At 40.7% G+C, this 24,208-nt stretch carries 23 protein-coding genes, 1 tRNA gene and 1 pseudogene; 16 read left to right on the forward strand and 9 right to left on the reverse strand.

All coding sequences use genetic code 11. From position 1 onward, the window contains the following. The first annotated feature begins 48 nt into the window (after positions 1-48). From HXT24_RS03395 to HXT24_RS03425, 7 genes are all read left to right on the forward strand, one after another. On the forward strand, positions 49-1,011 hold the full coding sequence (locus HXT24_RS03395) for an L-lactate dehydrogenase (RefSeq protein ID WP_004112440.1): 963 nt from the start codon (positions 49-51) through the stop codon (positions 1,009-1,011). 158 nt (positions 1,012-1,169) lie between these two features. Next, positions 1,170-2,516 (forward strand): SufS family cysteine desulfurase, encoded by a 1,347-nt coding sequence (locus tag HXT24_RS03400; protein WP_422119179.1) that lies wholly within the window; start codon positions 1,170-1,172, stop codon positions 2,514-2,516. A 66-nt stretch (positions 2,517-2,582) separates the two neighbouring features. Continuing rightward, positions 2,583-3,230 carry a Fe-S cluster assembly sulfur transfer protein SufU gene (sufU, locus tag HXT24_RS03405; protein ID WP_422119180.1) on the forward strand — a complete coding sequence of 216 codons (648 nt, stop codon included), beginning with the start codon at positions 2,583-2,585 and terminating at the stop codon, positions 3,228-3,230. A 53-nt stretch (positions 3,231-3,283) separates the two neighbouring features. Then, positions 3,284-3,724: a metal-sulfur cluster assembly factor gene (locus HXT24_RS03410; RefSeq protein ID WP_019261424.1), complete on the forward strand. Its 441-nt coding sequence runs from the start codon at positions 3,284-3,286 to the stop codon at positions 3,722-3,724. Positions 3,725-3,737: 13 nt separating this feature from the next. Further along, positions 3,738-4,400, forward strand: a complete 663-nt coding sequence (locus HXT24_RS03415; protein WP_410312283.1) for an HAD family hydrolase — start codon at positions 3,738-3,740, stop codon at positions 4,398-4,400. A gap of 280 nt (positions 4,401-4,680) precedes the next feature. Next, positions 4,681-5,307 (forward strand): type IV toxin-antitoxin system AbiEi family antitoxin domain-containing protein, encoded by a 627-nt coding sequence (locus HXT24_RS03420; protein WP_019262037.1) that lies wholly within the window; start codon positions 4,681-4,683, stop codon positions 5,305-5,307. Beyond that, positions 5,300-6,238: a nucleotidyl transferase AbiEii/AbiGii toxin family protein gene (locus tag HXT24_RS03425; protein ID WP_004122125.1), complete on the forward strand. Its 939-nt coding sequence runs from the start codon at positions 5,300-5,302 to the stop codon at positions 6,236-6,238. Before HXT24_RS03420 ends, HXT24_RS03425 begins: the two co-directional genes overlap by 8 nt. A 116-nt stretch (positions 6,239-6,354) precedes the next feature. Here the strand turns inward: HXT24_RS03425 and HXT24_RS03430 are convergent, their stop codons facing one another. The 3 genes and pseudogenes from HXT24_RS03430 to HXT24_RS03440 form a co-directional block, all read right to left on the reverse strand. Further along, positions 6,355-7,002, reverse strand: coding sequence for a DUF4125 family protein (locus HXT24_RS03430; RefSeq protein ID WP_422119181.1), 648 nt, complete (start codon positions 7,000-7,002; stop codon positions 6,355-6,357). Next, positions 7,002-9,079, reverse strand: a pseudogene (locus HXT24_RS03435) (DUF4037 domain-containing protein). Before HXT24_RS03435 ends, HXT24_RS03430 begins: the two are co-directional and overlap by 1 nt. A gap of 113 nt (positions 9,080-9,192) precedes the next feature. Beyond that, positions 9,193-9,266: transfer RNA gene (locus HXT24_RS03440), tRNA-Pro, on the reverse strand. A gap of 448 nt (positions 9,267-9,714) precedes the next feature. On the opposite strand from HXT24_RS03440, the gene lysS reads away from it, so the two are divergent. Further along, on the forward strand, positions 9,715-11,388 hold the full coding sequence (gene lysS / locus HXT24_RS03445) for a lysine--tRNA ligase (RefSeq protein ID WP_422119182.1): 1,674 nt from the start codon (positions 9,715-9,717) through the stop codon (positions 11,386-11,388). Between the two features lie 129 nt (positions 11,389-11,517). Continuing rightward, positions 11,518-12,258 carry a phosphoglyceromutase gene (locus tag HXT24_RS03450; protein WP_004112459.1) on the forward strand — a complete coding sequence of 247 codons (741 nt, stop codon included), beginning with the start codon at positions 11,518-11,520 and terminating at the stop codon, positions 12,256-12,258. A gap of 145 nt (positions 12,259-12,403) precedes the next feature. Here the strand turns inward: HXT24_RS03450 and phoU are convergent, their stop codons facing one another. Continuing rightward, a complete protein-coding gene (gene phoU, locus HXT24_RS03455; protein WP_029600550.1) occupies positions 12,404-13,084 on the reverse strand; it encodes a phosphate signaling complex protein PhoU in 681 nt (226 codons plus the stop codon). Positions 13,085-13,251: 167 nt separating this feature from the next. Here phoU and HXT24_RS03460 point away from each other — a divergent pair, with 167 nt between their 5' ends. Continuing rightward, the gene (locus tag HXT24_RS03460) at positions 13,252-14,679 is read left to right on the forward strand and encodes a sensor histidine kinase (protein ID WP_422119183.1); all 1,428 of its coding nucleotides are present in this window, start codon (positions 13,252-13,254) and stop codon (positions 14,677-14,679) included. Between the two features lie 23 nt (positions 14,680-14,702). On the opposite strand, the gene HXT24_RS03465 is transcribed toward HXT24_RS03460, so the two are convergent. After that, positions 14,703-14,957: a hypothetical protein gene (locus tag HXT24_RS03465; RefSeq protein ID WP_029600549.1), complete on the reverse strand. Its 255-nt coding sequence runs from the start codon at positions 14,955-14,957 to the stop codon at positions 14,703-14,705. 198 nt (positions 14,958-15,155) lie between these two features. Here HXT24_RS03465 and HXT24_RS03470 point away from each other — a divergent pair, with 198 nt between their 5' ends. The 3 genes from HXT24_RS03470 (at position 15,156) to HXT24_RS03480 (ending at position 18,333) form a co-directional block, all read left to right on the forward strand. Next, positions 15,156-16,160 (forward strand): CHAP domain-containing protein, encoded by a 1,005-nt coding sequence (locus tag HXT24_RS03470; protein WP_019262030.1) that lies wholly within the window; start codon positions 15,156-15,158, stop codon positions 16,158-16,160. A gap of 161 nt (positions 16,161-16,321) precedes the next feature. Next, complete coding sequence (locus tag HXT24_RS03475; RefSeq protein WP_019262029.1) at positions 16,322-17,077, forward strand: C40 family peptidase; 756 nt, start codon at positions 16,322-16,324, stop codon at positions 17,075-17,077. A 212-nt stretch (positions 17,078-17,289) separates the two neighbouring features. Beyond that, positions 17,290-18,333, forward strand: a complete 1,044-nt coding sequence (locus tag HXT24_RS03480) for a universal stress protein (protein WP_422119184.1) — start codon at positions 17,290-17,292, stop codon at positions 18,331-18,333. Between the two features lie 144 nt (positions 18,334-18,477). Here the strand turns inward: HXT24_RS03480 and HXT24_RS03485 are convergent, their stop codons facing one another. Both HXT24_RS03485 and HXT24_RS03490 read right to left on the reverse strand, forming a co-directional pair. Then, complete coding sequence (locus HXT24_RS03485; RefSeq protein ID WP_422119185.1) at positions 18,478-19,716, reverse strand: glycosyltransferase; 1,239 nt, start codon at positions 19,714-19,716, stop codon at positions 18,478-18,480. 91 nt (positions 19,717-19,807) lie between these two features. Continuing rightward, the gene (locus HXT24_RS03490) at positions 19,808-20,227 is read right to left on the reverse strand and encodes an OsmC family protein (RefSeq protein WP_004116790.1); all 420 of its coding nucleotides are present in this window, start codon (positions 20,225-20,227) and stop codon (positions 19,808-19,810) included. A 194-nt stretch (positions 20,228-20,421) separates the two neighbouring features. Here HXT24_RS03490 and HXT24_RS03495 point away from each other — a divergent pair, with 194 nt between their 5' ends. Genes HXT24_RS03495 through HXT24_RS03505 form a run of 3 tightly spaced genes read left to right on the forward strand, consistent with a single transcriptional unit; the run spans position 20,422 to position 22,529 of the window. Further along, a complete protein-coding gene (locus tag HXT24_RS03495; protein ID WP_019262028.1) occupies positions 20,422-21,294 on the forward strand; it encodes a thymidylate synthase in 873 nt (290 codons plus the stop codon). Positions 21,295-21,341: 47 nt separating this feature from the next. Next, entirely contained in the window at positions 21,342-21,965 is a 624-nt protein-coding gene (locus tag HXT24_RS03500; protein WP_415686167.1) for a dihydrofolate reductase, read from the forward strand. Positions 21,966-21,983: 18 nt separating this feature from the next. Beyond that, positions 21,984-22,529, forward strand: coding sequence for a low molecular weight protein-tyrosine-phosphatase (locus HXT24_RS03505; protein WP_004112487.1), 546 nt, complete (start codon positions 21,984-21,986; stop codon positions 22,527-22,529). 107 nt (positions 22,530-22,636) lie between these two features. On the opposite strand, the gene HXT24_RS03510 is transcribed toward HXT24_RS03505, so the two are convergent. Then, the gene (locus HXT24_RS03510) at positions 22,637-23,422 is read right to left on the reverse strand and encodes a DUF4191 domain-containing protein (RefSeq protein WP_101891869.1); all 786 of its coding nucleotides are present in this window, start codon (positions 23,420-23,422) and stop codon (positions 22,637-22,639) included. Positions 23,423-23,549: 127 nt separating this feature from the next. Then, the gene (locus HXT24_RS03515) at positions 23,550-24,206 is read right to left on the reverse strand and encodes a DUF3043 domain-containing protein (protein WP_422119186.1); all 657 of its coding nucleotides are present in this window, start codon (positions 24,204-24,206) and stop codon (positions 23,550-23,552) included. Positions 24,207-24,208 lie beyond the last annotated feature (2 nt).

Below are 24,208 nucleotides of genomic sequence, written 5' to 3' on the forward strand. Positions count from 1 at the left end.
TTATAAGTTATAAGGGTCGACTCGGTTTGTGGAAAAGGGGTTTTTCTAATGGTGAGTTCTCAGGTTAAGCCAACTAAGCTTGCGATTATTGGTGCTGGTGCAGTAGGTTCCACGCTTGCGTTTGCTGCAGCTCAGCGCGGTGTTGCTCGTGAAATTGTGCTTGAGGATATCGCTAAGGAACGTGTTGAAGCGGAAGTGCTCGATATGCAGCATGGTTCTAGCTTCTATCCAGCCGTTTCTATTGATGGCTCAGATGACGTTGAAATCTGCCGTGACGCAGACATGGTTGTTATTACTGCTGGTGCTCGTCAAAAGCCTGGTCAGACTCGCTTGGAGCTTGCAGGTGCAACCATCAACATTATGAAGTCGATTATTCCTAATGTTGTAAAGGTCGCTCCAAATGCTATCTACATGCTTATTACAAATCCTGTGGATGTTGTTACGCATGTTTCTATGAAGCTTTCTGGTCTTCCTGCTAATCAAATGTTTGGATCTGGTACAAACCTTGATTCTGCACGTTTGCGCTTCCTTATTGCGCAGCAAACTGGTGTGAATGTTAAGAATGTTCACGCTTATATTGCTGGCGAACATGGCGATTCCGAAGTTCCTCTTTGGGCTTCTGCAACTATTGGTGGTGTTCCAATGTGCGAGTGGAACGCTCTTCCAGGTCATGAGCCATTGGATGAAGCTAAGCGCGAAGAGATTCATCAAGAAGTTAAGAACGCAGCTTACAAGATTATTAACGGTAAGGGCGCTACAAACTACGCTATCGCTATGTCTGGTGTTGATATTGTTGAAGCCGTTCTTCGCGATACTAACCGCATTTTGCCAGTATCTTCTCTTCTTGACGATTTCCATGGAATCTCAGACGTCTGCATGTCCGTTCCAACTTTGTTGAACCGTAATGGCGTAAACTCTCGCTTGAACACTCCAGTTTCGGATCGCGAGCTTGCTGCTTTGAAGCGTTCTGCGGAAACTCTTCGTCAGGCTGCTGCAGAGTTTGGATTCTAATTAATATTAGCTGTTCATAAAACGCTAATTATTAAAATTTAAATTTTGAAAGTCGTTCCTTCAATCTTTGTTTTGGGGGAGCGACTTTTAAATTATGAATAAGATTTATAAAATTTGATTGTATAGGTTGTATAAATTTGCTTAAAAGGGGATTTTGAATGTTTAATCATAAAAATCTTGAGACAGATACTGTGTTAATGCACAAGTTTGAAGATTTGAGATCTCAATTTCCAATTTTAAGTCGCAAAGTACATTCAAAACCCTTGATTTACTTAGATTCTGCAGCTACTGCTCAAAAGCCGCAGGTTGTAATCGGTGCAGAGAGCGAATTTTATAAGACTATTAATGCTGGCGTGCATAGGGGGGCGCACGAGTTGGCGGCGCTTTCGACAGTTGCCTTTGAAGAAGCGCGTGCAAAAGTTGCAAAACTCGTTGGTGCTTGTAGTGAAGAAGGAAACGAAGAGATTATTGTTACGCCTGGTGCTACTGGCGCTCTAAATATTCTTGCCACTTCTATTGGAAATGCCACGATTAACGCTAGATTAAATCGCACTGGTTTTGCGGAAGATAACTTAACTTTGCGCCAGCATTTTGTGATTAATGAGGGAGATAATATCGTTGTTTCTCGCGCAGACCATCATTCCGTTTTATTGCCATTCCAAGAGCTTGCGATTCGATCGGGTGCAGAGCTTCGATGGATTGAAGTAAGTGAAGATGGTCGCGTGCGTGCAGACGCGGATTATTTGAGCACGATTGTTGACGAGCGCACGAAAATCGTTGCAGTTACGCATATTAGCAATGTTACTGGCGCTATTACGGACGTTTCGCCGATTTGCAAGCGTGCGCATGAGGTTGGTGCAATTTTTGTTCTTGACGCGTGCCAGTCTGTTCCGCATATTCCAGTTGATTTTCACGCGCTAGATGTTGATTTTGCAGCATTTAGCGCGCATAAAATGTATGGCCCTACGGGTGTTGGGTTCTTGTATGGACGCCGCAATCTTTTGAACGCTCTTCCGCCATCCAATTTTGGTGGATCTATGGTGGAGCTTGCGTGGCTTAACAAGCCAGCGCAATATATGGATGCGCCTTACCGTTTTGAGGCGGGAACTCAGCCAGTTGCGCAAATGGTTGCTGCAGGAGTGGCTGCGGATTGGCTTCGCGAGTTGGGCATGAACCGAGTTGCAGAGCATGAGCAGGAACTTGCTGCAGAATTGTTGAAATTGCAGGATGTTCCAGGTGTTCGCGTGCTTGGGCCGCTTGATTTAAACAACCGTATTGCAACGGTTTCTTTTGAAGTTGAAGGCGTGCATCCGCACGATGTTGGCCAGTTTTTGGATGCGCAAGGAATTGCGATTCGCGTTGGACATCATTGTGCTCAGCCGATTCATCGCCATTTTGGCGTGTACGCTTCGAATCGCGCGTCTGTTGGAGTTTATAACACAATCGAAGAAGTCCGCGTGCTTGTGGAAGCTGTTTCCCATGTTCGCGCATACTTTGGTGCATAGTATTGTCAAATAAAATTCAAATAGAATTCAAATAAAATACTGTTTAATAACAAATAAGGAGAGCATATGTTTGATATGAGTGTTGACGACGGTAGCGGCTTAGAAAGCATGTATCAAGAAGTGATTTTAGATGCTGCTAGAAATCCGCACGGAAAAACACATTTTTCAAACACAGAAAGTCTTTCTAAAGCAGAAGAGCAGGAAGAGAAAGTTGAGGAGGCTTCGGATAAGTCGCCAGCAACCAATGAGTTAAAAAACAATTCTAATATAACAATTACAAATCATCATGAAAATTGTGCTGTAGAAGCTAATAAAAATTACGCATTAGGAAAATCTCATCAATTTAACCCAACTTGTGGAGATGAGGTTACGATGCATGTGGAACTCGCTAAAAACGTTGACAATTCAAGCAATGCGCTTGTTAAAAGTATTAAGTGGGATGGCCATGGTTGCTCAATTTCGCAAGCTAGTCTTTCGATTATGGTTGATTTGGTTGAGGGAAAAACTGTTGCGGATGCCTTGCGATTAGCCGCGCTTTTTCACAAGCTTATGGAATCTAGGGGAGTGGGATTAAAAAGCGAGCAAGACGAAGATGAGTTGGAAGATGCAATGGTTTTTCAAGGCGTTTCTAAATATCCAATGCGAATAAAGTGCGCATTGCTTGCATGGGAAGGCTTAAAAGACGGTATTGCAAAGGCTATTGAGGCTATATAAAATCGTATGTGGCTTTATAAAATCGCAGTGTAACACTAAAAATAAGGAATATTATGGCAGAAAATCAAGCTCAATCTCAAATCGACGTAAATAGCATCGGTCGCGTAACTGAGGAAGATATTCAAGATGCTTTGCATGATGTTGTAGACCCAGAGCTTGGAATTGACGTAGTTGATTTAGGTTTAGTTTACGGGATTGAAATTGATGAGCTTGGACGCGCGATTATTACGATGACGCTTACAACGCCTGCTTGTCCTCTTACAGATTTGATTGAAGACGAATGCGCGAGTGCGCTTGTTGGATTAGTTGATGAATTTCGTATTGATTGGACTTGGAAACCGCGTTGGAGCGTTGAAAATATTACGGAAGATGGGCGCGCGCAGCTTGAGGCGCTTGGCTATAATTTGAACAATTTGCCTGCTAGTTTTGGTGCTGGAATTGGTGCTGGTGCTGGAATGTCGTCCTATGCCGGCGGAATTTCGCCAACTGAATAATTTAGGATTTGTAATGATTTGCACAGAAGATTTTTCGCCTAATCACAATGATTGCAAGAATAGTGGTGATTATTGCGATTTATGCGTGCAAAAAATTATTGAAAACGGCATAACAGATGTTGTTTTTGACTTGCATCTTCTTGTTGATTGGGATGCGCGCCGCACGTTGGAATCGCATTACCCAGATTATATTGGCGAGGTGCTGTTTAGCTATGAGCCAGAATGGGGTTTTGAGTTTCACGAGGCTTTGCGTGAAGCAGGATGGGGCATTGAGTGTGCGCTTGAATCGTTTGGCGAGCATCATGGTCCTGCCGTAACTTGGCTTTATCGCTTGTATTTTGAGAATTTTTCACACGGATTTTTAGGGGAGCGAGAGCGTTTTGCGGCTGTTGCTCGCGATCTAACTGCAAAAGGTGTGCGCGTTTGGGCGCTGGGAAATGCTTCACAAGAGTGGGTTGATTGCGCGCGCACAACTTGCCCAATACTTGGCGAGATAAATGGCGTTAGTGCATCTTACGAATCTCATTTGCGCAAGCCGAATATTATGATTTATAGAGATTTTTTGAGCAAAAATGGTTTGAGCGCATCTTCTACTGTTTTTGTTGAATATGATTTGCGTAGTTTAAAAACTGCACAAAGAATTGAGTGTGCATCTACAAAATTATTCATGCTGTAATAAAACTATTCACGCTATAGTTGCCTCAACATTTGTAAATATTTATCAATAGTTATCTGAATTTGTCAATGTTTGTCAATGTTTGCCAACACTGTCAATACTTGACTTATAAACATTTGTTATTTTTTACGTTTTTCAGTCATAAATAATCACCTATATGCAACTTTTTAGCTGTATTTACTTGCAATTGTGCGTTATTTATATAATAATAAAGCACAAAAGCAAGTTTTTTATAAGCGTTTATTATCTATAAATTGATAATTCTTTAATAGGTTGGTATGTGACGGTGAAAGTAAAGTCGGATAAAAAGAGAACAAATATTAGTGAAATTAAAAGAATTGTTAAGAAAAATAACGGTATTATCACGGCAAAAGAAGTTTCTTCCGCAGGAATTGACTCTTGGTATCTAACTAGCATGGTCAAAAATAATGATTTGGAAAGAGTTGCGCGCGGCGTGTATCTCGATAGCAATTCAAATAATTATGATGAACTTTATTTTTTCCAGCTTCGTAATAAAGCTTGCATATGTTCTTACCAAACTGCCTTGTATTTGCATAATCTTACAGATCGCATGCCGTTTATAAACGAAGTTACGGTATGTCAGGGATATAACACGTGGCGCATAAAAAATGATGTTGAAGTGCATCAAATTAAAAAAGAATGGTATAAAATTGGTATCACTCAAGTGCGTACGGTTATTGGTAATTATGTGATGGTTTATGATATGGAGCGCACTATCTGCGATTTGGTTAGGAATCGTAGGCGTCAGGATTCAGAGATATTTGTTAAGGCTTTGCGTGCGTATGTGAGAAATCCTAAGAAAAATGTACATAGATTGCGCGAATATGCCAAAAAATTTGGTATTCTTCGGCAAGTTGACGATATTTTGGAGATTCTCGATGAATAACAGTAGTAATAAAAGTATTGCAATTAGAGATAGTGTTACGCAGCGTTTGCGTAACAAGTCGCAAGAACTTAGCTTAGATTACAACACTTTGTTAAGTAGATATTTCTTTGATGAGTTTTTGAAGTTGCTTGCAAAAAGTGAGTATAAAAATAATTTCGTCTTGAAAGGCGGAATGCTTCTGAGCTTTGTGCTTGGAATTGATAATAGATCAACCCAAGATATTGATTTTTTGATTAATGGTTTAAAAATGGAGGATTCTTATTTATTTAATATTATTAAAAGTGTTACAGCTTATGATGAAAACCATGATGGTGTGTGGTTTGAAATCAACGATTCTATTGATTCTATTAGACCTGAAGATGAATATGGTGGATATCGTTTTCATATAATCGGTCATTTAGATAAAATTAGGTTTCCTTTTTCGGTTGATATAGCTACTGGAGATCCAATGTATCCAGAAGTTAAAGTGGGAAAATATTCTACTGTTCTTGGAGATGATATAGATTTGCAAATGTATCCACTTGAATCAGTATTGGCTGAAAAATTGCAAACTATTCTTTCTAAGGCGGAGAGTAATACAAGAAGCAAAGACTTTTACGATATTTACGCAATTATGAATTCACTGAATGCGTCTAATAGCGGGAATAGTGGAGTTGCTATTGCGTATTTAGCCGATTGTGAGTTTGTGAATCAAATTAATGAAAGTATTGATTTTAGTGTATTAAAAATTGCTATGTCACTTACTTGCAAGCATAGAAATACGTATTTTTCAAAAGTAAAAGCATGTGAAATACTTGAATGCATCTCATGCGATAGTGCTGTAATCGATAGATGGAATAGATATGCTAAGAAGCATCAGTATGCGAAAAGTGTAAATTTTGAAGATGTTATTTCCGCTATCTCAAAACTAATAAATCTTATGCTTGATTAGGTTTTTAGCTTTGATTTTGTAACTTGTTTTTGTGCGCTATTTATTAAAATATAACGCACAAAAGCAAGTTTTTTTAATAAGTGTTTACTATTTAACAAAGATAAAACGTTTGCGATTTAGTGTGCGCATTCTGCGGATTCGAGCGAATCGTAGCCATACATATGCACAGTATTCGTAATAATCATTTGCGTAAGATTTAGATTTTCCGCGCGCAAGTTATTTACAAAACGCTGGTATTTAGCGAAAGTATCGTCAGAATACGTGCTTAGTTCTCCTCGCAAATATGTTTCAAAAGACGTGTTTTCTTCTGTATCTTCGCTTGTTTTTAGAACGCGCATCGCAAGACCTAAATGAGGGTAGCGCTCGCGAAAATCCGCAGCCCACTCGACTTGAGTTAAAATAATCTGCTCCTGCGCACTTTTTCTAGGTTCTGAAATCGGCTTAATATAAGGCTTAATTGTGCGTTCAAAAATTTCCGGCGCAGTAGACTCCATCATTCGCGCATATTTTTCTGTTATCAAATTTCTGCCATTGCTGTCAGCGCGCTCAAGATCTTTCTTATAAGACTCTTGCAAATCCAGAGGCCAAGTTAAAAATTGACTCATGCGCATAATGTGGAACGTTTGCCAATCTTCCTGGCAATTCGCGCGCCCGCCTTCGTTTTGCGTAAGCTGGAATTGCTGCCATTCTAGTTTTGTAATTTCTTCTGCAAGATTTTGCGTTTTTGGATTTTGCGTTTTTGGATTTGATAATGAATCGCACATCATAAGCTCCTTAAGCACGTTGTGCGCGAATTAATATGCGCTTCAACATACGGGCGCTGCCATTCTAAAAACGTTTCGCCGCAATTGCTTAAGCCTTGATATTTAAGCTCTTTTACTACTTCGTTGCACACGTTTTGAATGATTTCGTTTATTTTAGATTCGGCTTCACTGCTTCCTTTTCCGCCTTCGCCAAATCCGCTTCCACCAAAGCATGCTGCGGAACTTAGTCGCATAAGCGATTCAAGTTTATTACACACGTTTGAAAGCCTAGACGCCATTCGCGCGCTGAGCTTGCGTAAAGCTGCAAATTGCCACTTATAATATGGCAAATATCCTGCACTTATTGGGTTATTTAGCAAAAATACGATTGAAGCGGTTGCGCGCACAAACTCGTTTATAGAAAGCCATGCTGCAGCTCCGTCTTTTCGCGCTAGCATTCGTGGAACATTGTATTGACCTGCTTGAGCCATCATGCCGAGTCTTCTGGATATTAGTGAGATTCGCACATCGTCTGGCATGAGTTTAAAACTTTGACGCGTTTTGCTAAATTCTCCAAGTGGGTCTGCAAAAATTTGGCCGTTCGTAGCTGCAGCAAGTGTTGGCTCGCTTAACGAAAGCCATAAATGCGGCTCGTTTTTGCTTGGTGCAGTAGCAAATCCCGTTATGTTTTCAAAAATTCGCTTATGCTAAATACTCCAACTCGCTTGCTTTCTTCGCATGATTTAGCGCGTGGAGTTTCTTCGCGAGAGCCAAATCCAGCGTATTCTTGCGGAAGAGAATCGTAAGCTGCTTGCAAATCATCGCCAATTTTCGCATAGTCTTCATCTGTAAGCCACATGCAGAATCCTGGGCCAAAATCGTGATCGCGCGAAATCTCGTCGTCAAATCCGTAGCATTCCGATCCGTGACCAACTAATCCTGCAGCTATGCGGTTTTTGTATTTCGCAAATTTTGGCTGATCAAGTAACGGCTTTCCGTAAGTTTGCCAATATGATTTTGCAAGTTGCATGCCGTTTTTTATTTTTGGATTATCTTCTGTTTTTACAGTTTTGATTGATTTTATGGTTTTATTTGACTCTGGCTGCAATTGGGCGGTTGCTGGCGATTTTTCCGAATCGCATTGAATTGTATTTGCCGCGCTTTTCGCCGTAAATTTTTCTTCTGCATCCTGTGCTTGCTGCAGATTCTCCAACGTTATAGCATATGACTCGCTATCCTTTCCGTAACATTGTGCTATTAAATCTAGAGCTTCGCTGTATGCTTTTACAGCGTCGGAATACTCTTTTCGTGCGTATTGAACTTGCGCATATCCAGCTAAAGCAGATGCGTAATGTGGTTGATTTTGGTTGTTTCCATCTTTGTATATTTTTAAACTCATTTGTGCGTGTTCAAAAGCAGAGTTAAGACTATCAGATTTGCTATTCGTGCTTTCGCTAGGCTGCGAACACTCTTGCAAAATCGCAAGCGCAAGATTCGTGTGAGTTGCTGCTATATCTATGTCTGTTGAAGGATCGATACTCGATTTTTGCAATATTTCAAGCGCAATATTAAGTTCATTAATTGCTTCGCTTGTGTTGCCTGTTTCGCTGTAAAGCATTGAAAGATTGTTGTGAAGGGCAGCGAGTTTTCTATCGTTTGGTTTTAGTGTTTTCGATGATTCTTTAATAGCTTGAGAATATATTTCTGCTGCGCGCTCATAGCTGCCCGCGGCTCGTAGGCTAGTAGCGGCGTTAATCAAAGTGGTTGTGCCAGCTTCGCTGCCTGCTAAATCCATCTTTTTTGCCAAATCTAGCGCATTGTCAATGATTGGCTTGTTTTTTGCGTGTTCTCCTCTAGACCTATAAAATCCCATCAACTCGTTTAACACAGATAGTTGCAATGCTTGAGCGTTTGATTCTTGTGATTTATCGTATGCGCAATTTGCTTTTTCTTTAGATTCTTTATTTTGTGTTTCTTTGAGTGCTTCTTCTTGCGATTGGTTTAGCGCATTTAGCAGGTATTTTTCGATTTCTTGCGCGCTTGCGTGGCTTGCAAACATATTGTCAAGCTCTTTATATAATTGATCTGCTTTTATCATTTAAGCCACCTTGCTTTTTGCGATTAAATTCCGTTTTGCTCACTACTCAATCATAGCGAATTATTTGTTTATACGAGCGTTGTAATATGCGCGATTGTGCAAAAAATCAAAAGTCGGGCTGGTGGGATTTGAACCCGCGGCCTCTTCGTCCCGAACGAAGCGCGCTACCAAACTGCGCTACAGCCCGATGTCGATTGTGCGAACTCAATAGAGATTGCTCATCGTGAATCCATCTTACGAATACATGACGCAGCTACATGATGTAATCGCGCATGCAACACTCCGACAACGTGGTTATAATAGCGTGAACTTGCTACAAATTAACAGTGTGTGTCGCTGTCAAATAAATTCTTTTGAGATTTTATTAAAAATTCACTTGTATTCTTTTTTGGTTGCATGGTCTCCGCAATATTTGCAAAATGATGTAACTTTTCGTAAATAATTTTGTATATCTTAATAAAATAATAAAAAGTTTTACTGTAAATGTATTTTTCTTTCGAAAACAGAAAAATATAAATATTTCTATAAAAATGTATATTTGTTGCAAAAATGATTAGCGTAATCGATCTAGTAACACAATAAAATGCATTTGCGACTCGCTTACCTGTATTCCCTAGTAGCTACAATTGGCGTTTATGACTGACACGAATACTGCAATGTCTGCCGCACAAAACGCCGCAGAAAATGACGTAACAGATAACGCCAATGAAATTGACACCGTTGAGCATGCTGAGATGCTGCTCGCTCAAGATGAGGCTATTGCTAAGCGCGTAAATGATGGTGCTACTCTTGACGAAGCAATTGATCCAAGCAATAAAGAGTTTGGTCCTCTTGCACACCCAGAGCAGGTGCAGATGCGCGTTGCTAAGCGTGCGATGATGCTTAAGGAGGGTGTGCAGCCATACCCAGTGCATCTTAATGTTACGGATACTATCGAAAAGGTTCGTGCTGATTTTGATGGCAAGCTTGAAGCTGGCGAGGAAACTGATACCGAGGTCGGTATTGCAGGTCGCGTGCTTTTCTTGCGTAATGCTGGTGGTTTGTGCTTCGTTAAGCTTTCTGCTGGTGACGGCACTACGATTCAGGCGATGGTTTCCAAGAAGGAAATTGGCGAAGAATCTATTAAGAGCTTTAAACAGATGGTTGATTTGGGCGACCATTTGTATGTTCGCGGTCGCGTGATTTCTTCTAAGACTGGCGAGCTTTCCGTATTCGCAACTGAGTGGGCAATTGCAGCTAAGGCTTTGCAGCCACTTCCAGCTTTGCATAAGGAATTAAGCGACGATACTCGTACGCGTAAGCCTTATATTGGCATGATTGCGGACGAGAAGATTCGCGATATGGTTCGCAGGCGTTCTCATGCTGTAGCTTCTCTTCGCCGCACTTTCGACAGCCACGACTTCTTGGAAGTTGAAACGCCAATGTTGCAAACGGTTCACGGCGGCGCTGCTGCTCGTCCGTTTACAACTCATATGAACGCTTTCGACATTGATCTTTATTTGCGTATTGCTCCAGAGCTTTTCCTTAAGCGCTGCTTGGTTGGTGGCATTGATCGCGTGTTTGAAATCAACCGTGATTTTAGAAACGAAGGCGTGGATGCAACTCACGCTCCAGAGTTTACAATGCTCGAAGCTTACCAAGCTTATGGCACTTACGATACGATTGGAGCTCTTACTAAAGAGCTGATTCAAAAGGCTGCTGTCGACGCTTTTGGCTCCACTAAGGTGACTTTGCTTAACGGCGAAGAGTATGATTTTGGCGGCGAGTGGAAGCAGATTACCATGTACGGCTCGCTTTCTGAGGCTTTGGGTGAGGAGATTACGCCAGAAACTTCTGTTGATCATTTGGGCGCAATCGCAGACAAGCTTGGCGTTGAGCGCGACGAAGTGGAGAATCACGGCAAGTTGGTTGAGCACTTGTGGGAGCACTTCTACGAGGATAAGCTTTATGAGCCAACGTTTGTGCGCGACTTCCCAGTGGAAACCAGCCCACTTGTTAAGGGTCACCGCACTAAGCCAGGAATGGTTGAAAAGTGGGATTTGTATGTGCGTGGCTTTGAGCTTGCAACCGGCTACTCCGAGCTTAACGACCCAGTTGTGCAGCGCGAGCGCTTTGTGGCTCAAGCTAAGGATGCTTTGGCTGGAGATGTTGAGGCAATGGATATTGACGAGGACTTCATTGAGGCTCTCGGCGTCGGTATGCCTCCTGCTGGCGGCATGGGAATGGGTATTGACCGCTTGCTGATTGCGCTTACGGGCGCAACCATTCGTGAGACGATTACCTTCCCACTCGTAAAGCCTCTTCGCTAACTGATAGATTTTAGTAGATTGTAAAGCCGTTGGATGTTGTTTAAACATTCATCGGCTTTTTCTATTAAATTTTTCGTGTTTGCTTACTTTTATGCAAGTAGTCGTACGAAACGAATAGACTAGGTAATTATGACATATAAATTAGTATTGCTCCGACATGGTCAGAGCGCATGGAATAAGACCAATCAGTTCACTGGTTGGGTTGATGTACCGCTGACTGAGCAGGGTGTCGAGGAAGCTAAGCATGGTGGCGAGCTTCTTAAAGAGAAGAATGTTCTTCCAGACATCGTGTTCACTTCTTTGCTTCGTCGTGCTATCAACACCGCGAATTACGCGCTTGATGCAGCCGACCGCTTGTGGATTCCAGTTCGTCGTAGCTGGCGTTTAAACGAGCGTCATTACGGTGCTTTGCAAGGTAAGAACAAGTCTGAGATTCGTCAGGAATATGGCGATGAGAAGTTCATGATTTGGCGTCGTTCTTACGCAACTCCACCTCCTGAGATTGATCCAAACGATGAGTATTCTCAGACGAATGATCCTCGTTACGCAGGCGATCCAGTTCCAGAAACTGAAGCTTTGGCGAACGTTGTGACTCGCGTAACTCCTTACTGGGAGTCCGATATTATTCCAGAGCTTAAGTCTGGCAAGACTGTGATGATTGCGGCTCACGGCAACAGCTTGCGCGCAATCGTTAAGATGCTTGACAACTTGAGCGAAGAAGAGATTTCCAAGGTGAACATTCCAACAGCTATTCCGCTTCTTTACGAGTTGGATGAGAACTTCAAGCCAATCAAGCCTCGCGGTGAGTATTTGGATCCAGAAGCTGCTGCTGCCGGTGCTGCCGCCGTGGCTGCTCAAGGTCAGAAGTGAGTTTGATTAGCTTAAGTTAGCTTAATTATCTTAAATTAACTTAAATAAAAAGTAGGTTTGCAAAATTAATTGCAAGCCTACTTTTATTTTACAAGCTACTTTTTAGGTTTCTATTCAAAAATCGTGTTCTGTGCCACAACCGTATTTATGCCACAACCGTGTCTTTATCTGGTTCTGGCTTCTTAGTTGGGTCAAATCCAGAAACAATAAATACAACTTGCCTTGCTGCAGCAACTGAATGATCGCCGATTCTCTCCATGAATCTGCTTAGAAGCACCAAGTCAATCAATTGTTTTCTAGTGCCGTTCCAATCTTCGCCTTCTACAAGCGCAAAAATGTGTTCGTGTAACTTATCCATTACGTCGTCGCCGTGAATAATTGCATCTGCTACATTAACGTCTCTATTTGAAAGCATGTCTGTTAATTGACCTGCAAGAACATGCAAAAAGTCAACCATTTTTTCAACAGTTTCTTTTGCTTGACTTGGTATTGCGCAATCAGGCCAATTTCTTCTTGCGATTTGCGCAACGTGACTTGTTAAATCTCCCATGCGCTCAAAAGTCGCAGCCAAACGCATGGTTGCTACTACTTCTCGCAAATCTGTTGCTACAGGATTTTGTCTAGCTAGCAATGTTAAGCATTGATCTATAACGCTATTTTCTAGTGAATCTAGTTGAGTATCATTGTCTATAACTGCTTGTGCAGATTCTAAATCAGCATTTAATAAAGCATTTCCAGCATCGTTCATGGCTTTTGCAACAAGCTCTGCCATGCGTTCAATGTTTAATGCAACTGCCTTCATCTCTTCGTTGAAAATCACTCGCATGGTGCGTCCTTTCTTGCGTTCAATCGCGCTCAATTGCGTTTGGAGCATATTCGCGTTTGTTTAGATTGCCCTAATCAAGTATAGACTACTGTGCGCACGTGCGTTAAATGTATTAGTCGCTGTATTAGTCGCTTAAATGTGAGCGCGTTAGAGTATTCTTTAAGAGTATGCTTCAAGATTCGCCATATTCGCCTTTAATGGTGTTTGTTGTTTTTGCTTTGATTGCGCTTTGTGTTGCAATCGTAATTGTTATGTTTGTTGTTGATTCGCTTTTTCCAATATTTCGTAGTGTTTTTAGACCGTTTTTTAGTTCTGTTGTAAATCCTATAGCAGGTGGTTTGCGTAGGATTTTTCGTAGTAGCTTTAAGAAGATCTTAAAAATTTTAGGTAAACGTAGTTTTAGTGATGATGAAGATGATGAATATTCAGTTGATAATAATTCAGATGATATAAGTTCAGATGCGTGTGCGATTTTATCTATGCTGTCTGCTGCGACTATTGTTATCGATGCTGATAATGATGTTTTACGAGCTAGTTCTGATAGTTATACGCTTGGTGTTGTTGTTGATGATTCTATTGTTCAACCGAGAGTTTTGGATTCTGTAAATAGGGTGCGCGAGTCTGGCGGTTTTGAGAGTTTTGATTTAGTTACTTTTACTCCTGAGCGGTATATAACTATTGGTGAAGGCTCTGATTTTAATGGTAATTTTGCTGGTGACAGTGCTGTGTTATTAAAATCAGCTACGGTTGCTGGCGACTTTTCTTCGAATAAAACTGATAAATCGTCTGATGCTTCCACAGTTTCTAGACCTAATTGGCTTAATGTTACTATTGGAAGTGTTGGAGCAGGCAAGGTTGTTGTTATTTTAAATGACACTAGTGCTGCGCATCGTTTTGAGCAGACTAGAGATGATTTTATAAGTAATGTTTCTCAACAACTTATTAGCTCTACTCGAATGATTTCTAGTCTTACAGAATTTTTGCAGGATAATAATGTTACTCTTAATCGTGTTAAGGAAGTGTCTTTAAAAGCTCAGAGGTCTTCTAAACGCCTGGAACATATGCTGGAAGATCTTCTGCTTCTTATGAGTGCTCAGAAGCCTATAGATGTGTCTAAGGCGAGTGCTGTGAACGTCTTGAGCGTGTTAAAAGATGTTCAGAATCAAGTTTCAGATCTTGCTTTGAGTCGAAATGTGCGTCTTTGTGTTAAGTCTGATTCTTCGCTTAGTGTTCTAGGAAGTTTTTCACAAATCAGCGCTGCTGTGCGTAAACTTGTTGAGAATGCCATTATCTATTCTTCAGCAAATAGCAGTGTGGCGATTTCAGCGTTAAAGTCTGATGACTCTCAGTTTGCAGTGATTCGTGTTGTTGATTGTGGCTCTGGTATTGCGTTGCGTGATCAGCCTCGTATTTTCGAGCGTTTTTATCGTTCGGATAACCAGAACGACGGCAGTCAGGATGGTGTTGGTTTGGGTCTTGCTATTGCTAAGCACGTGGCTCTTACTCATCACGGTAGCATTACATTGTGGAGTAGACCAGGGCAGGGCACTACGGTTAATTTTGCGATTCCGCTTGCAAAATCGGATGTAAAATAGTTCGCTTAATCGTATTAAGCGTTTTACTTTCCTAGTCTTCTATAATCCCAACGGTCAAAGTGTTCCCAGATTAAAAGCAAAATACCTATTACGAATCCGCTAAGGCAAACTATAGCAAAAAACCATAGTAGAAAGTGTAAGATTGCGAGCACAACAGTGATTATTGATGCTATAAGCCATAGAAATGTTCCAACCATAAATGCTTTGCACAGGTCTACGCGCAATGGCTTTGGTGTCTCTTTGCGTGCATCTGGGTTAATAATCGGTGCTAGCTTCATATGATTAACCATACATCTAGTGATGTCTAATATCAATTTTTGGTTATATTTTTTGATGATGTACGTTTATGATATACGTTTAAATTTTACTATTTTCTTTTTCGACACCATTTTTATCACATCCGCACCACGTTGTAATCTTGAGCTTTGTAGGTGCCGTTTTGACGTGATACTTTAACAATTCGGGAGTGGTTTTTTATGAGACATGGTGCACATGGTGCTAAGAAAGCAAAGGGGCGTTTTGTTTCGCCTTTTATGCTTTTTTCGTCTTCTCATACTTCCAGTGCTACTTCTGAGCGTTCTGCCGAAGCGGTTTGTGCGAATAATGGTGCAGTTGTGGGTTTGAGCGAATCTGTGGCTCAGAGTTTGCAAATGTCTTCTGCTCCTCGTACTCGTCGTGAGATTCGTTTAGCTCGCGAATCTAGAGAACGTAAGAATTGTATTATTGTTTCTACGTCTTTAGTAGCTATAGTTGGTGCCGCATTGACGTCTATGGCTTTGAGCAAGACTGATGGTTTGGGTTCTTTTGCTTCAAAGCAATATGCTTCTGAGATTAATTTTTCCAATGATTCTAATGATCAAGCTGCTTCTCGTTCTAGTCAGCGTGAAAAGTTAGATCGTGCTGATAAATATTTGAAGTTCAGCAGTGCTGTTGCTGGTCTCGAAGCTGATTTAAACGCTTTCTCTACTAGATCGTCTCATGAATCTAAGTGGGATTTAGGTTCTAATTCAGATTTTAAAGTTTCTGAAATGTCTAAGTCTTCTGCGAATAATCCGCAGGTTGCTATTTTAATGGATTCAGACGTTAATTCTTTGCCTGCTGGATTTAATCCAAATCATAGTTCTGGCGATTCTGGGAATGCGTATGAGTTTAGCCAGTGCACTTGGTGGGTTTATGTTCGTAGGCATCAGCTTGGTCTTCCTGTTGGTTCCAATATGGGAGACGGCTGGATGTGGGCTTTGACTGCTCGAAAACTTGGATATTGGGTAGATCGTACGCCTCGTCATGTTGGCGATATTATGGTGTTTGGTCGCGGTCAGGCTGGCGTTAATCGTACTTATGGTCATGTTGCTGTTGTTGAAAAAATTAATCCTGATGGTTCTATTGAAACATCTGAGTCTAGTGCGGAGCTTCACGGTAGGACCTTCTCTAGGGTTGTAAATCCGAATGAAACTTCAGCTTTTGAATTTATCCATTACTAGATTATTTGGCATTTTAATATTTTGACATTTTAATATTGATATCTGTTACTACGTTTTGCGGTTTTCTAGTCTATTCTGGCTGTTATGCGTGTAGGTGTGCATTGTTGTGCTGTAAATAGTGCGTGCAAATTTTGTTTGTGGTCTTAGTTTGTAGTATTAACATGCTAACATCGCTAATGATGATTAAGCGAGATAAGATTTTTTCTTCTGTATTTGCAGGTTTTGTATCTGCAGCGCTTGTAGCTGCTATGATTCCGCTTGCTTGTGCTTCCGCTTCTGCTGAAGAATCAGCAGTTACATCTACACGTTCTTTCCCTAAGATTACTGATGTTAAGCGTGATTTGTTTACAGAATCCACTTCTACCGATGTTGATGCTAATTCTCATTGGGGTGGTATTGAGTCTTTGAATGTTCCGCAGACTAAGAGTGCTGCTGAACTTGCGCTTGAACAGGCTCGCCAGCAACAACAGGCACAGAATAATTCTGCTGATGGCTTCGACGCTGCTGCAAGCCGTTCTGGAGCGCGTAATGGCGTTGGACCTATGACGTACTTTGTTGCTCCTCCAGATAATCAGTCTGTTTCGGCGATGCTTAATTTTGCGGCTCAGTTTTTAGGTAAAGTGCCTTATCGTTCTGGTGGTACAACTCCTGCTGGCTGGGATTGCTCTGGTTTTGTGCAGTACGTTTTTGCCAATATGGGTATTTCTTTACCTCGAACTTCTGGAGCTCAGGCCACTGTAGGTACGGCTGTTCCGAGTTTAGCTCAGGCCCAGCCTGGTGACATAATTGCCAATGGCACTCATGCATCTATTTATGTTGGCAATGGAATGGTTATTAATTCTCAGTATGCTGGAACTCAGTATGATCCTATTAGATACGTTTTTTCGGGATCTTATTCTATTCGTAGAATCTTCTGACAATTTGATTTTGAGTGGTATTCATGATTTTATGGATACCACTTTTAGTTTTTGTTAGTAGTTTTGATACGTTTTTAGGTTATTTTTAATTAATTTTGCCATTAATCCTTAGGTTTGTTGTGTCGCGATAGACGCGACTACCTTAAACGCGCTATTCTAGTATTTAAAGTATTTAAGAAAATAAAAAATCGCGCGATGCTAGGAGGATCTAGATGGCACAAGGTGTTATTACACAAGAAAAAGCTGTTCTTGTAGGTGTTGATGGTTCTCATGCGAGCTATAAGGCTGTATGGTGGGCATCTAATTATGCTAAGCATGCTGGATTACAGCTTCAAATAGTTTGTGCATATTCTTTACCTAGTTATGCAGCTGTATCTTTTGATGCGACTTATACTGCGATTGGCGATGATAATGTTGCTCATCAAGACGCTCAGGAGATTCTTTCTAAAGCAAAAGCTGTAGCTTTAGAACAGGGTGTGGATGCAACAACGTTAATCGTTACTGGCGATCCTTCTTCTGTGTTTGTAGAGCTTTCTAGGAACTATCAGCTTATTGTTATTGGTAACCGAGGTAAAGGTGGATTGGCTGAGCGTTTGCTTGGTACGACAAGTTCTTCGCTTCCAGCCTACGCTTATTGCCCAATCGTTGTTGTTCCATATACAGATGATGATGGTCAACGAATTCATTTGAATAATAAGATTTCTAATATTGCTGTTGGCTCCGACGAGTCTAAGTGGGGATTAAAAGCTCTTGAGATTGCTGCAGATTTGGCTGATAGTTGGAACGCACAATTAGATGTGATTTCTGCTGTTCCTAGCGTTCAGGGTGCAGAAGGTGACACTGCTGTTATGGGATCTTATATGGAAGATCTTGATGAGAGAGTAAAGCCTATTTTGCAGCGTTTGCCAAATCTAAAGATTCATCGTTCTGTAGTTCCAGGTTCTGCTGTAAACGCTTTGACTCAAGCGAGCTTAAACAATGATTTGGTTGTTGTGGGTTCACGAGGACGTGGTGGTTTTACAGGATTGCTTCTTGGTTCTATTAGCCAAGGTTTGTTGCAGCATTCTTCTAGACCAGTGTATGTGGTTCCACGTAAGTATGTGGAGTTAAGTGCTGCTCAAGTAGCACAGCAGTCTAAGGTAAGTAACGATACTAGTGCTATTGATTCTATAAGTGGCGTTCATACAGTTGATGTTCCAAAAGCTGGTGTTGAAGCTGCTAAAGAAATCGAGCAAACTATTGATCCGCTTCACTAGTAGTTTGTAGTAGAGAAGTAGCTTGTAGTAGAAAATAGCGTCCAGAGCACTAAAACAGTGTTTTGGACGCTATTTTGTTGCAAAGCTAGCCTAATAGGCATATACGCATATACTATGTGCTTTTTATTTGTTTAAGTTTGATTTTTACTTGTTTTTAAGTAAAAATCGTGCGCGTCTTGCCTCTCGAGCAGCGCGTTTTTTAGCAAGTTCGTTATTGTTCATTTCAATAGCAAGTTTATAAATTTTAATTAGCTCTTGAGCTTGCTTTTTAAAGTCATTGTTCTTTGAGTATTCAAGAACATTTGCTTTTAGTTGTGCTTGCTCTTCTTCACTCATGTTAAGAACGCGGCTAAACACTTGTTTAAAGTCTTCTTTAGAATCCCACTGATAACCATTTTTGCCACTAATAATCTGATTCTCATTAGGAATATCGTGCTTTACGAGAGCAAATAATCCAGATGCCATGGCTTCAAGCATAGAAAGTGAATGCATTTCCGATAGGGAAGCGGTAGTGTAGTAGTCCATAGCGTGCAAATACTTAGGGATCTGCGTGTGTTCAATAGGGCCTAGTAGGTAGATTCTATCTTCAAATCCTTTGCTAGTTACTTTCTTACGCAAGTCTTCTAAATCAGGCCCTCCGCCAATAACAACGAGTCTAGCTAATTCGCGTGGAAAATCGCAATACATAAAGTTGTCAATAAGCTCAGAGATATTCTTTTCTGCTCCGATTCTTCCAACAAAAACGAAGAGTTTCGTGGAATCAGCAATACCGTATTTTTTACGGAATTCTTTTCTAAAAGCAATTCGCTCTGGTGTAGGCAAGAACTTTTTATATTCAACTGCATTGCTAAGAACAACAACTTTTTTATCGACTTTTTGACGATCAATATAAGCTTGAGCCTTAGCGGACATACTAGTAATAATTGTTGCATTTTTAGAAAATCGCGTAAAATATTTTGCTGAAATATTCCTAGAAAACTCTGTAAAATGCTTTAGACCAATATAAAACAGGAACTTATCGTACTCTGTATGAAGAGTATAAATAACAGGAACATGTTCTTTTTTAGCAACTTCTAGACCTATTTCACCAATACCAAACTCATTTTGTATATGAATAACATCTGGTTTAAAGTTGATAGGGAATTTTTTGCGCATGTTTCCAATCGGAATTGCAACTCTATACTTGTATAGCTTTTTAAGAAGTATTCCTGGAACGTATACAACTCCGTCTACAAGCTTAGTTTTTCGCTGTCTTTCGGATCCAACCGTAACAACAAGAACCTCGTGTCCAAGTTCCTCGTACATTTTTTTAAGCATGTATGATTGTGTTGCTACGCCATTTATGTATGGTGGATATGTTTCTGTAAAAATCGCGATTTTCAAAGTTTCCTCCAGTTACATAAATAGCTCTAACAACGTTAAAAGTGTAGCATTGTGTAAGTTATTGCGCCACAAATTGTGATTTTTAGCGTTTTTAGTGTCTTACATTTACTGTTACACGCACTTGCGCGCCGCGTTCAAGAGTGTGCTTAACTGTGCAACCCTTGTTGATATGTCTTTCCATGCGTTCTTTTAGTTCTTTTGCATTTTCATCGTTTAAAGCAGGTTTCGCGCTTGTAGCATCAACTGTTACATCCTCTTGGAATCTTAAGTAAGTTCCTTCTTCTGGATCATAAGTTCCATTTACAAGAACTCGAGCGCCTTTTCCTTCTCCGAGCGCATGTTCAACAGCGTATTGGCTGCTTAAAGCTGTGCAACCAGCTAGAGCTATTTGCATTAGTTCCACAGGTGAAAATTGTCCTTCTCCTTTACCAAATTTTAGTGTTGCACCATCATCACTTTGTGCTTGCCAAGACCCGTCTTCTAAACGTTCAACCCATATTCTTCTAGTCATTTTTGCTCCTTTGCATTTTTATACATTCACACATTGTGATTATGTTTGTGCTTATGTCTATTTGTTTTTAACTTTTATTTTTTAAGACAAACCTATTATAACTAGCATGCTTTGATTTCAGTTTGATTCTTGTTCTTATATTTCTTATATTTACTTTTGGTGGTGTTGAATTTAGCTAATGATAAAATAATCTCATGGCTTTAACTCAAGAAGAACTTGCGGATATCCGCTCTCGCATACCACAGAAACCTACTTCCGATATTCCTACACCTTATGAGGATTTGGTTAGAAAAATACTTATGGAAGGTACTTTAAAATCGGATCGCACTGGTACTGGAACAATATCTCTTTTTGGTCAACAAATTCGATTTGACTTAAGCAAGAGTTTTCCGCTTATAACCACAAAAACAGTGTTCTTTAAGGGACTTGCGTACGAGCTTCTTTGGTTCCTTAAAGGTTCTAGTAATGTGCGCTGGTTGCAAGAAAATGGCGTGCATATTTGGGATGAGTGGGCAGATGAAAATGGCGATTTAGGTCCTGTTTACGGCGTTCAGTGGCGTAGCTGGCCAGCGCCTACGCAAGAAAATCCTAATCGCACAATCGACCAGATTGCGAACGTTATGGATCTTATTAAAAATCATCCAGATTCTCGTCGAATGATTGTTAGCGCGTGGAATCCTGCAGAAGTAGAGAATATGGCTTTGCCGCCTTGTCACTCGCTTTTCCAGTTCTATGTTGCTGACGGCAAGCTTTCTTGCCAGCTTTACCAGCGTTCTTGCGATATGTTCCTCGGCGTGCCATTCAACATTGCTTCTTACTCGCTTTTAACAATGATGATGGCTCAGCAAGCAGGATTGGAACCAGGAGAGTTCGTGTGGACTGGTGGCGATTGCCATATTTACGATAATCACGTAGAGCAAGTGCTTGAGCAGCTTTCGCGTGAGCCGTACCCGTATCCGCAGCTTGAGATTCGTAAAGCTGATTCAATTTTTAGCTACGACTATAGCGATTTTAAGGTTGTTGATTATAAGCATCATCCTACGATTAAAGCTCCTGTAGCTGTGTGATTTTATTTATTAGTTGCTTATTAGTTTGAGTTTTTACTAGGAGTTTTATGGCAAACGATATTCCTGTGCGTTTAATTTGGGGGCAAGCATACGATTTGGAAGGCCGCCTAGGCGCAATGGGTGTAAATGGCGGTATGCCTTGGAGGCTTTCCCCAGATTTGCGCTATTTTAAGGCCATGACAATTTCTTGCCCAGTAATAATGGGTAGGGGAACTTGGGATTCTATGCCAGAAAAGTTCCGTCCTCTTCCTGGGCGAGAAAATATTGTTGTTTCTAGGAATCCAGATTTTAATCCAGATGGTGCAAAAAGTTTTACAAGCATTGAAGAAGCAATGTGTTACGCAAAAAAATGGATTGAAGATAATCCTATTGAGCATGTAGATTCTTCAGATTTGCCTAAAGATGGTAGCGCAGTTTGGATTATTGGTGGCGGAGCAATTTTTAGAGAAGTGATTGAGTCGCAAATTGTTGATGCTGCCTATGTAACTCAAATTGACACTAGAGTAGAAGCGGATACGTTTGCTCCTAACATTCAAAAACTTGTAGATGATGGATTGTGGAAAGTTGCACGTGATGGTGATTGGCAGGAATCGCCTATAAAAGTTGGTGCAAAACAATTCGATGCAAAATATAAGTTTATGGTATATAAGCCAATTAAAGCTAAAAAATAAGCTAGATTAAGGATATGTATGGAATCTTTAAACAAAATTCACGTAGATGCTAAGCATCCGTATGTTGTTATGACGGTTTGTACAGGGAATATTTGCAGATCGCCAATGGCAGAAATTGTTTTGCGTAACGAGTTTAAGCTTAGAGGATTAAGCGATGTTGTTGCTGTAAAATCATGCGGCGTAAGTGACGAAGAATACGGAAATCCGATTGATAGACGTGCGCAAAGAGAGCTTAAAAGTAGGGGTTATTCTTTGCCGTTAAGCCATTTTGCGCATAGGATTGAGCGAGATGAAATAGAAGAGACGAATCTTTTTCTTCCAATGACGGCTTCGCATATGCAATCTTTGCTCAGGATTATTCCGCCACAAAAGCGTAGTCTTGTTCACATGTATAGGTCTTTTGATCCGTCTTTAGAAAAGCCACAAGTTGGTCGCGAAGCTGTTTTGGATTTGGCGGACCCATGGTACGGAGGTCCTAAAGAGTTTGAGATTGCAATGGACCAAGTGGAGGAGTGTGCTCCTTACATTGTGGATTGGGTAGAGTCGCAGATAACGCGCGAATAATAATTGCGTAAAGTCATATAAAGTCGCTTAAAATATATTAAAACCAGACGAACCAATTGGAACGTCTGGTTTATTTTTATGCCTTTTATTTAAATAAAACCTACGATTTATTTTCCTCTTAAAGCTCTGCGACTTACTCGAGGAGCATGAGTTGGGTCAATTCCTTTTGGAATACCGAACCCAGATTTGCCCTGTAGCGTACGCAAACGATCATTCAAAATTGCAAGCTCAGTTTTAGTGAGGAAGAAGCGACGATTAGGGTGAATCATCTTAAACAAAGCAAACTTGTGATTTGTAGGCATTAAAGTTTTAGCTTTTAAAACCTTACTTCTTAAATCCCTAAGTTTAACTTGATTTTCACCATTACCGACGCAAATGCGGTAAACAGGAATATTAGATCCTGCTGTAACACTTTTAATCGCGTGCTCTTGGCGATTCATAGCTTGGCTTAAACGCTCATAGTTACCTTCGCCAACAAGGAAGATTCCGTTAAAACCAGTTCCTCGCCAAATAGCATCTTTTGTGCGAGGATCAACCCACACTGGTTGTTGAGGGAAAGTAAATCCGCCTTTGTTAATAGCAGATACAATGCCAGCCGCAGCTCCAGGCTTTCCTTCTAGTCTTGCATAGCCAACCTTATCTGCGCGTTTAGTGAGAACAACAGTAAACAGTAAAAGACCCAGCATAAGTGCTGTTATTACCATCATGATCCAAGTCAAAATGGACCATCTAAGAATAACACCAGCTACAATGCACAGCACAACAGGAGCTACAAAAGCTAAGCCAAGCCAAAGTGGAAGCTGCTTATCGTCTGTATGCGTGTACTTGTAGATACGCATAATTTGTGAAATCATGCCTGGCTTCTTAATGCCTTTTGGTTTATCGTTTGCCATTTGCGTTTATCCCCTAATACATAATATTAGCGTTTTATTGCTTTGTATTTTGTTGCTTTATTGCTTAGTAATCATACCCTAAACACGCTTATGCTATAAATCATAGCTTTGTTAGTATACTAGCGATTTATTTAGGCCAATTACCGCGCTTTGGTGTACTTGGCTTTGGGAGTCTCCATCTGCGCATTTGTATTGCTCGACTGCAAGCATACATAGCAGATCTAGAGCTTTTGCCAACAGAAACTTCGCCGTATCGTTTAACAAGCTCTTTACGAAGCTTACGCCACATTATTATAACGTCAATAATTGCAGCAAAAAGATATGCGTAAAGAACAATCGCAAGAGCAAAATATAGAGCAATATACTTAGTGGATAAGAAGTTTTGAGTTAAGAATATGCAGAGCATAATAACGATTGCAAACGGCACAAAAAATTCGCCAATATTGAAACGCGCATCTACATAATCTCTAATATAAACTCTCCATGGAAGCTGCTCCGACTTTGGCATATGAGCTAAGTCTCCATTTTTCATCGCATCGTATTGAGCATTTTCTTTTTCGCGCAATCTGGCTCGCGCAGCCTTTGCGCTTGCTTTTCTATCCGTTGGAACTAACGGTCTAAGATTCTGCGCTGTAGCTTCGTTTTGCTTCGGCGTTGGAGCGTTTTTTGTGCGAGTCTTTGCCTTATTTTCTATTTTATTTTCACTATTTTCATTAGTCGCTGATTGATTGCCATTTTGTGCACCATTATCAGCAGATTTTTTTACGAATGGATTCCATGTCATGT

Origin of the sequence: Gardnerella sp. DNF00354 (assembly GCF_049262755.1) — a bacterium.
In the GTDB taxonomy this organism is placed as follows: domain Bacteria; phylum Actinomycetota; class Actinomycetes; order Actinomycetales; family Bifidobacteriaceae; genus Bifidobacterium; species Bifidobacterium vaginale.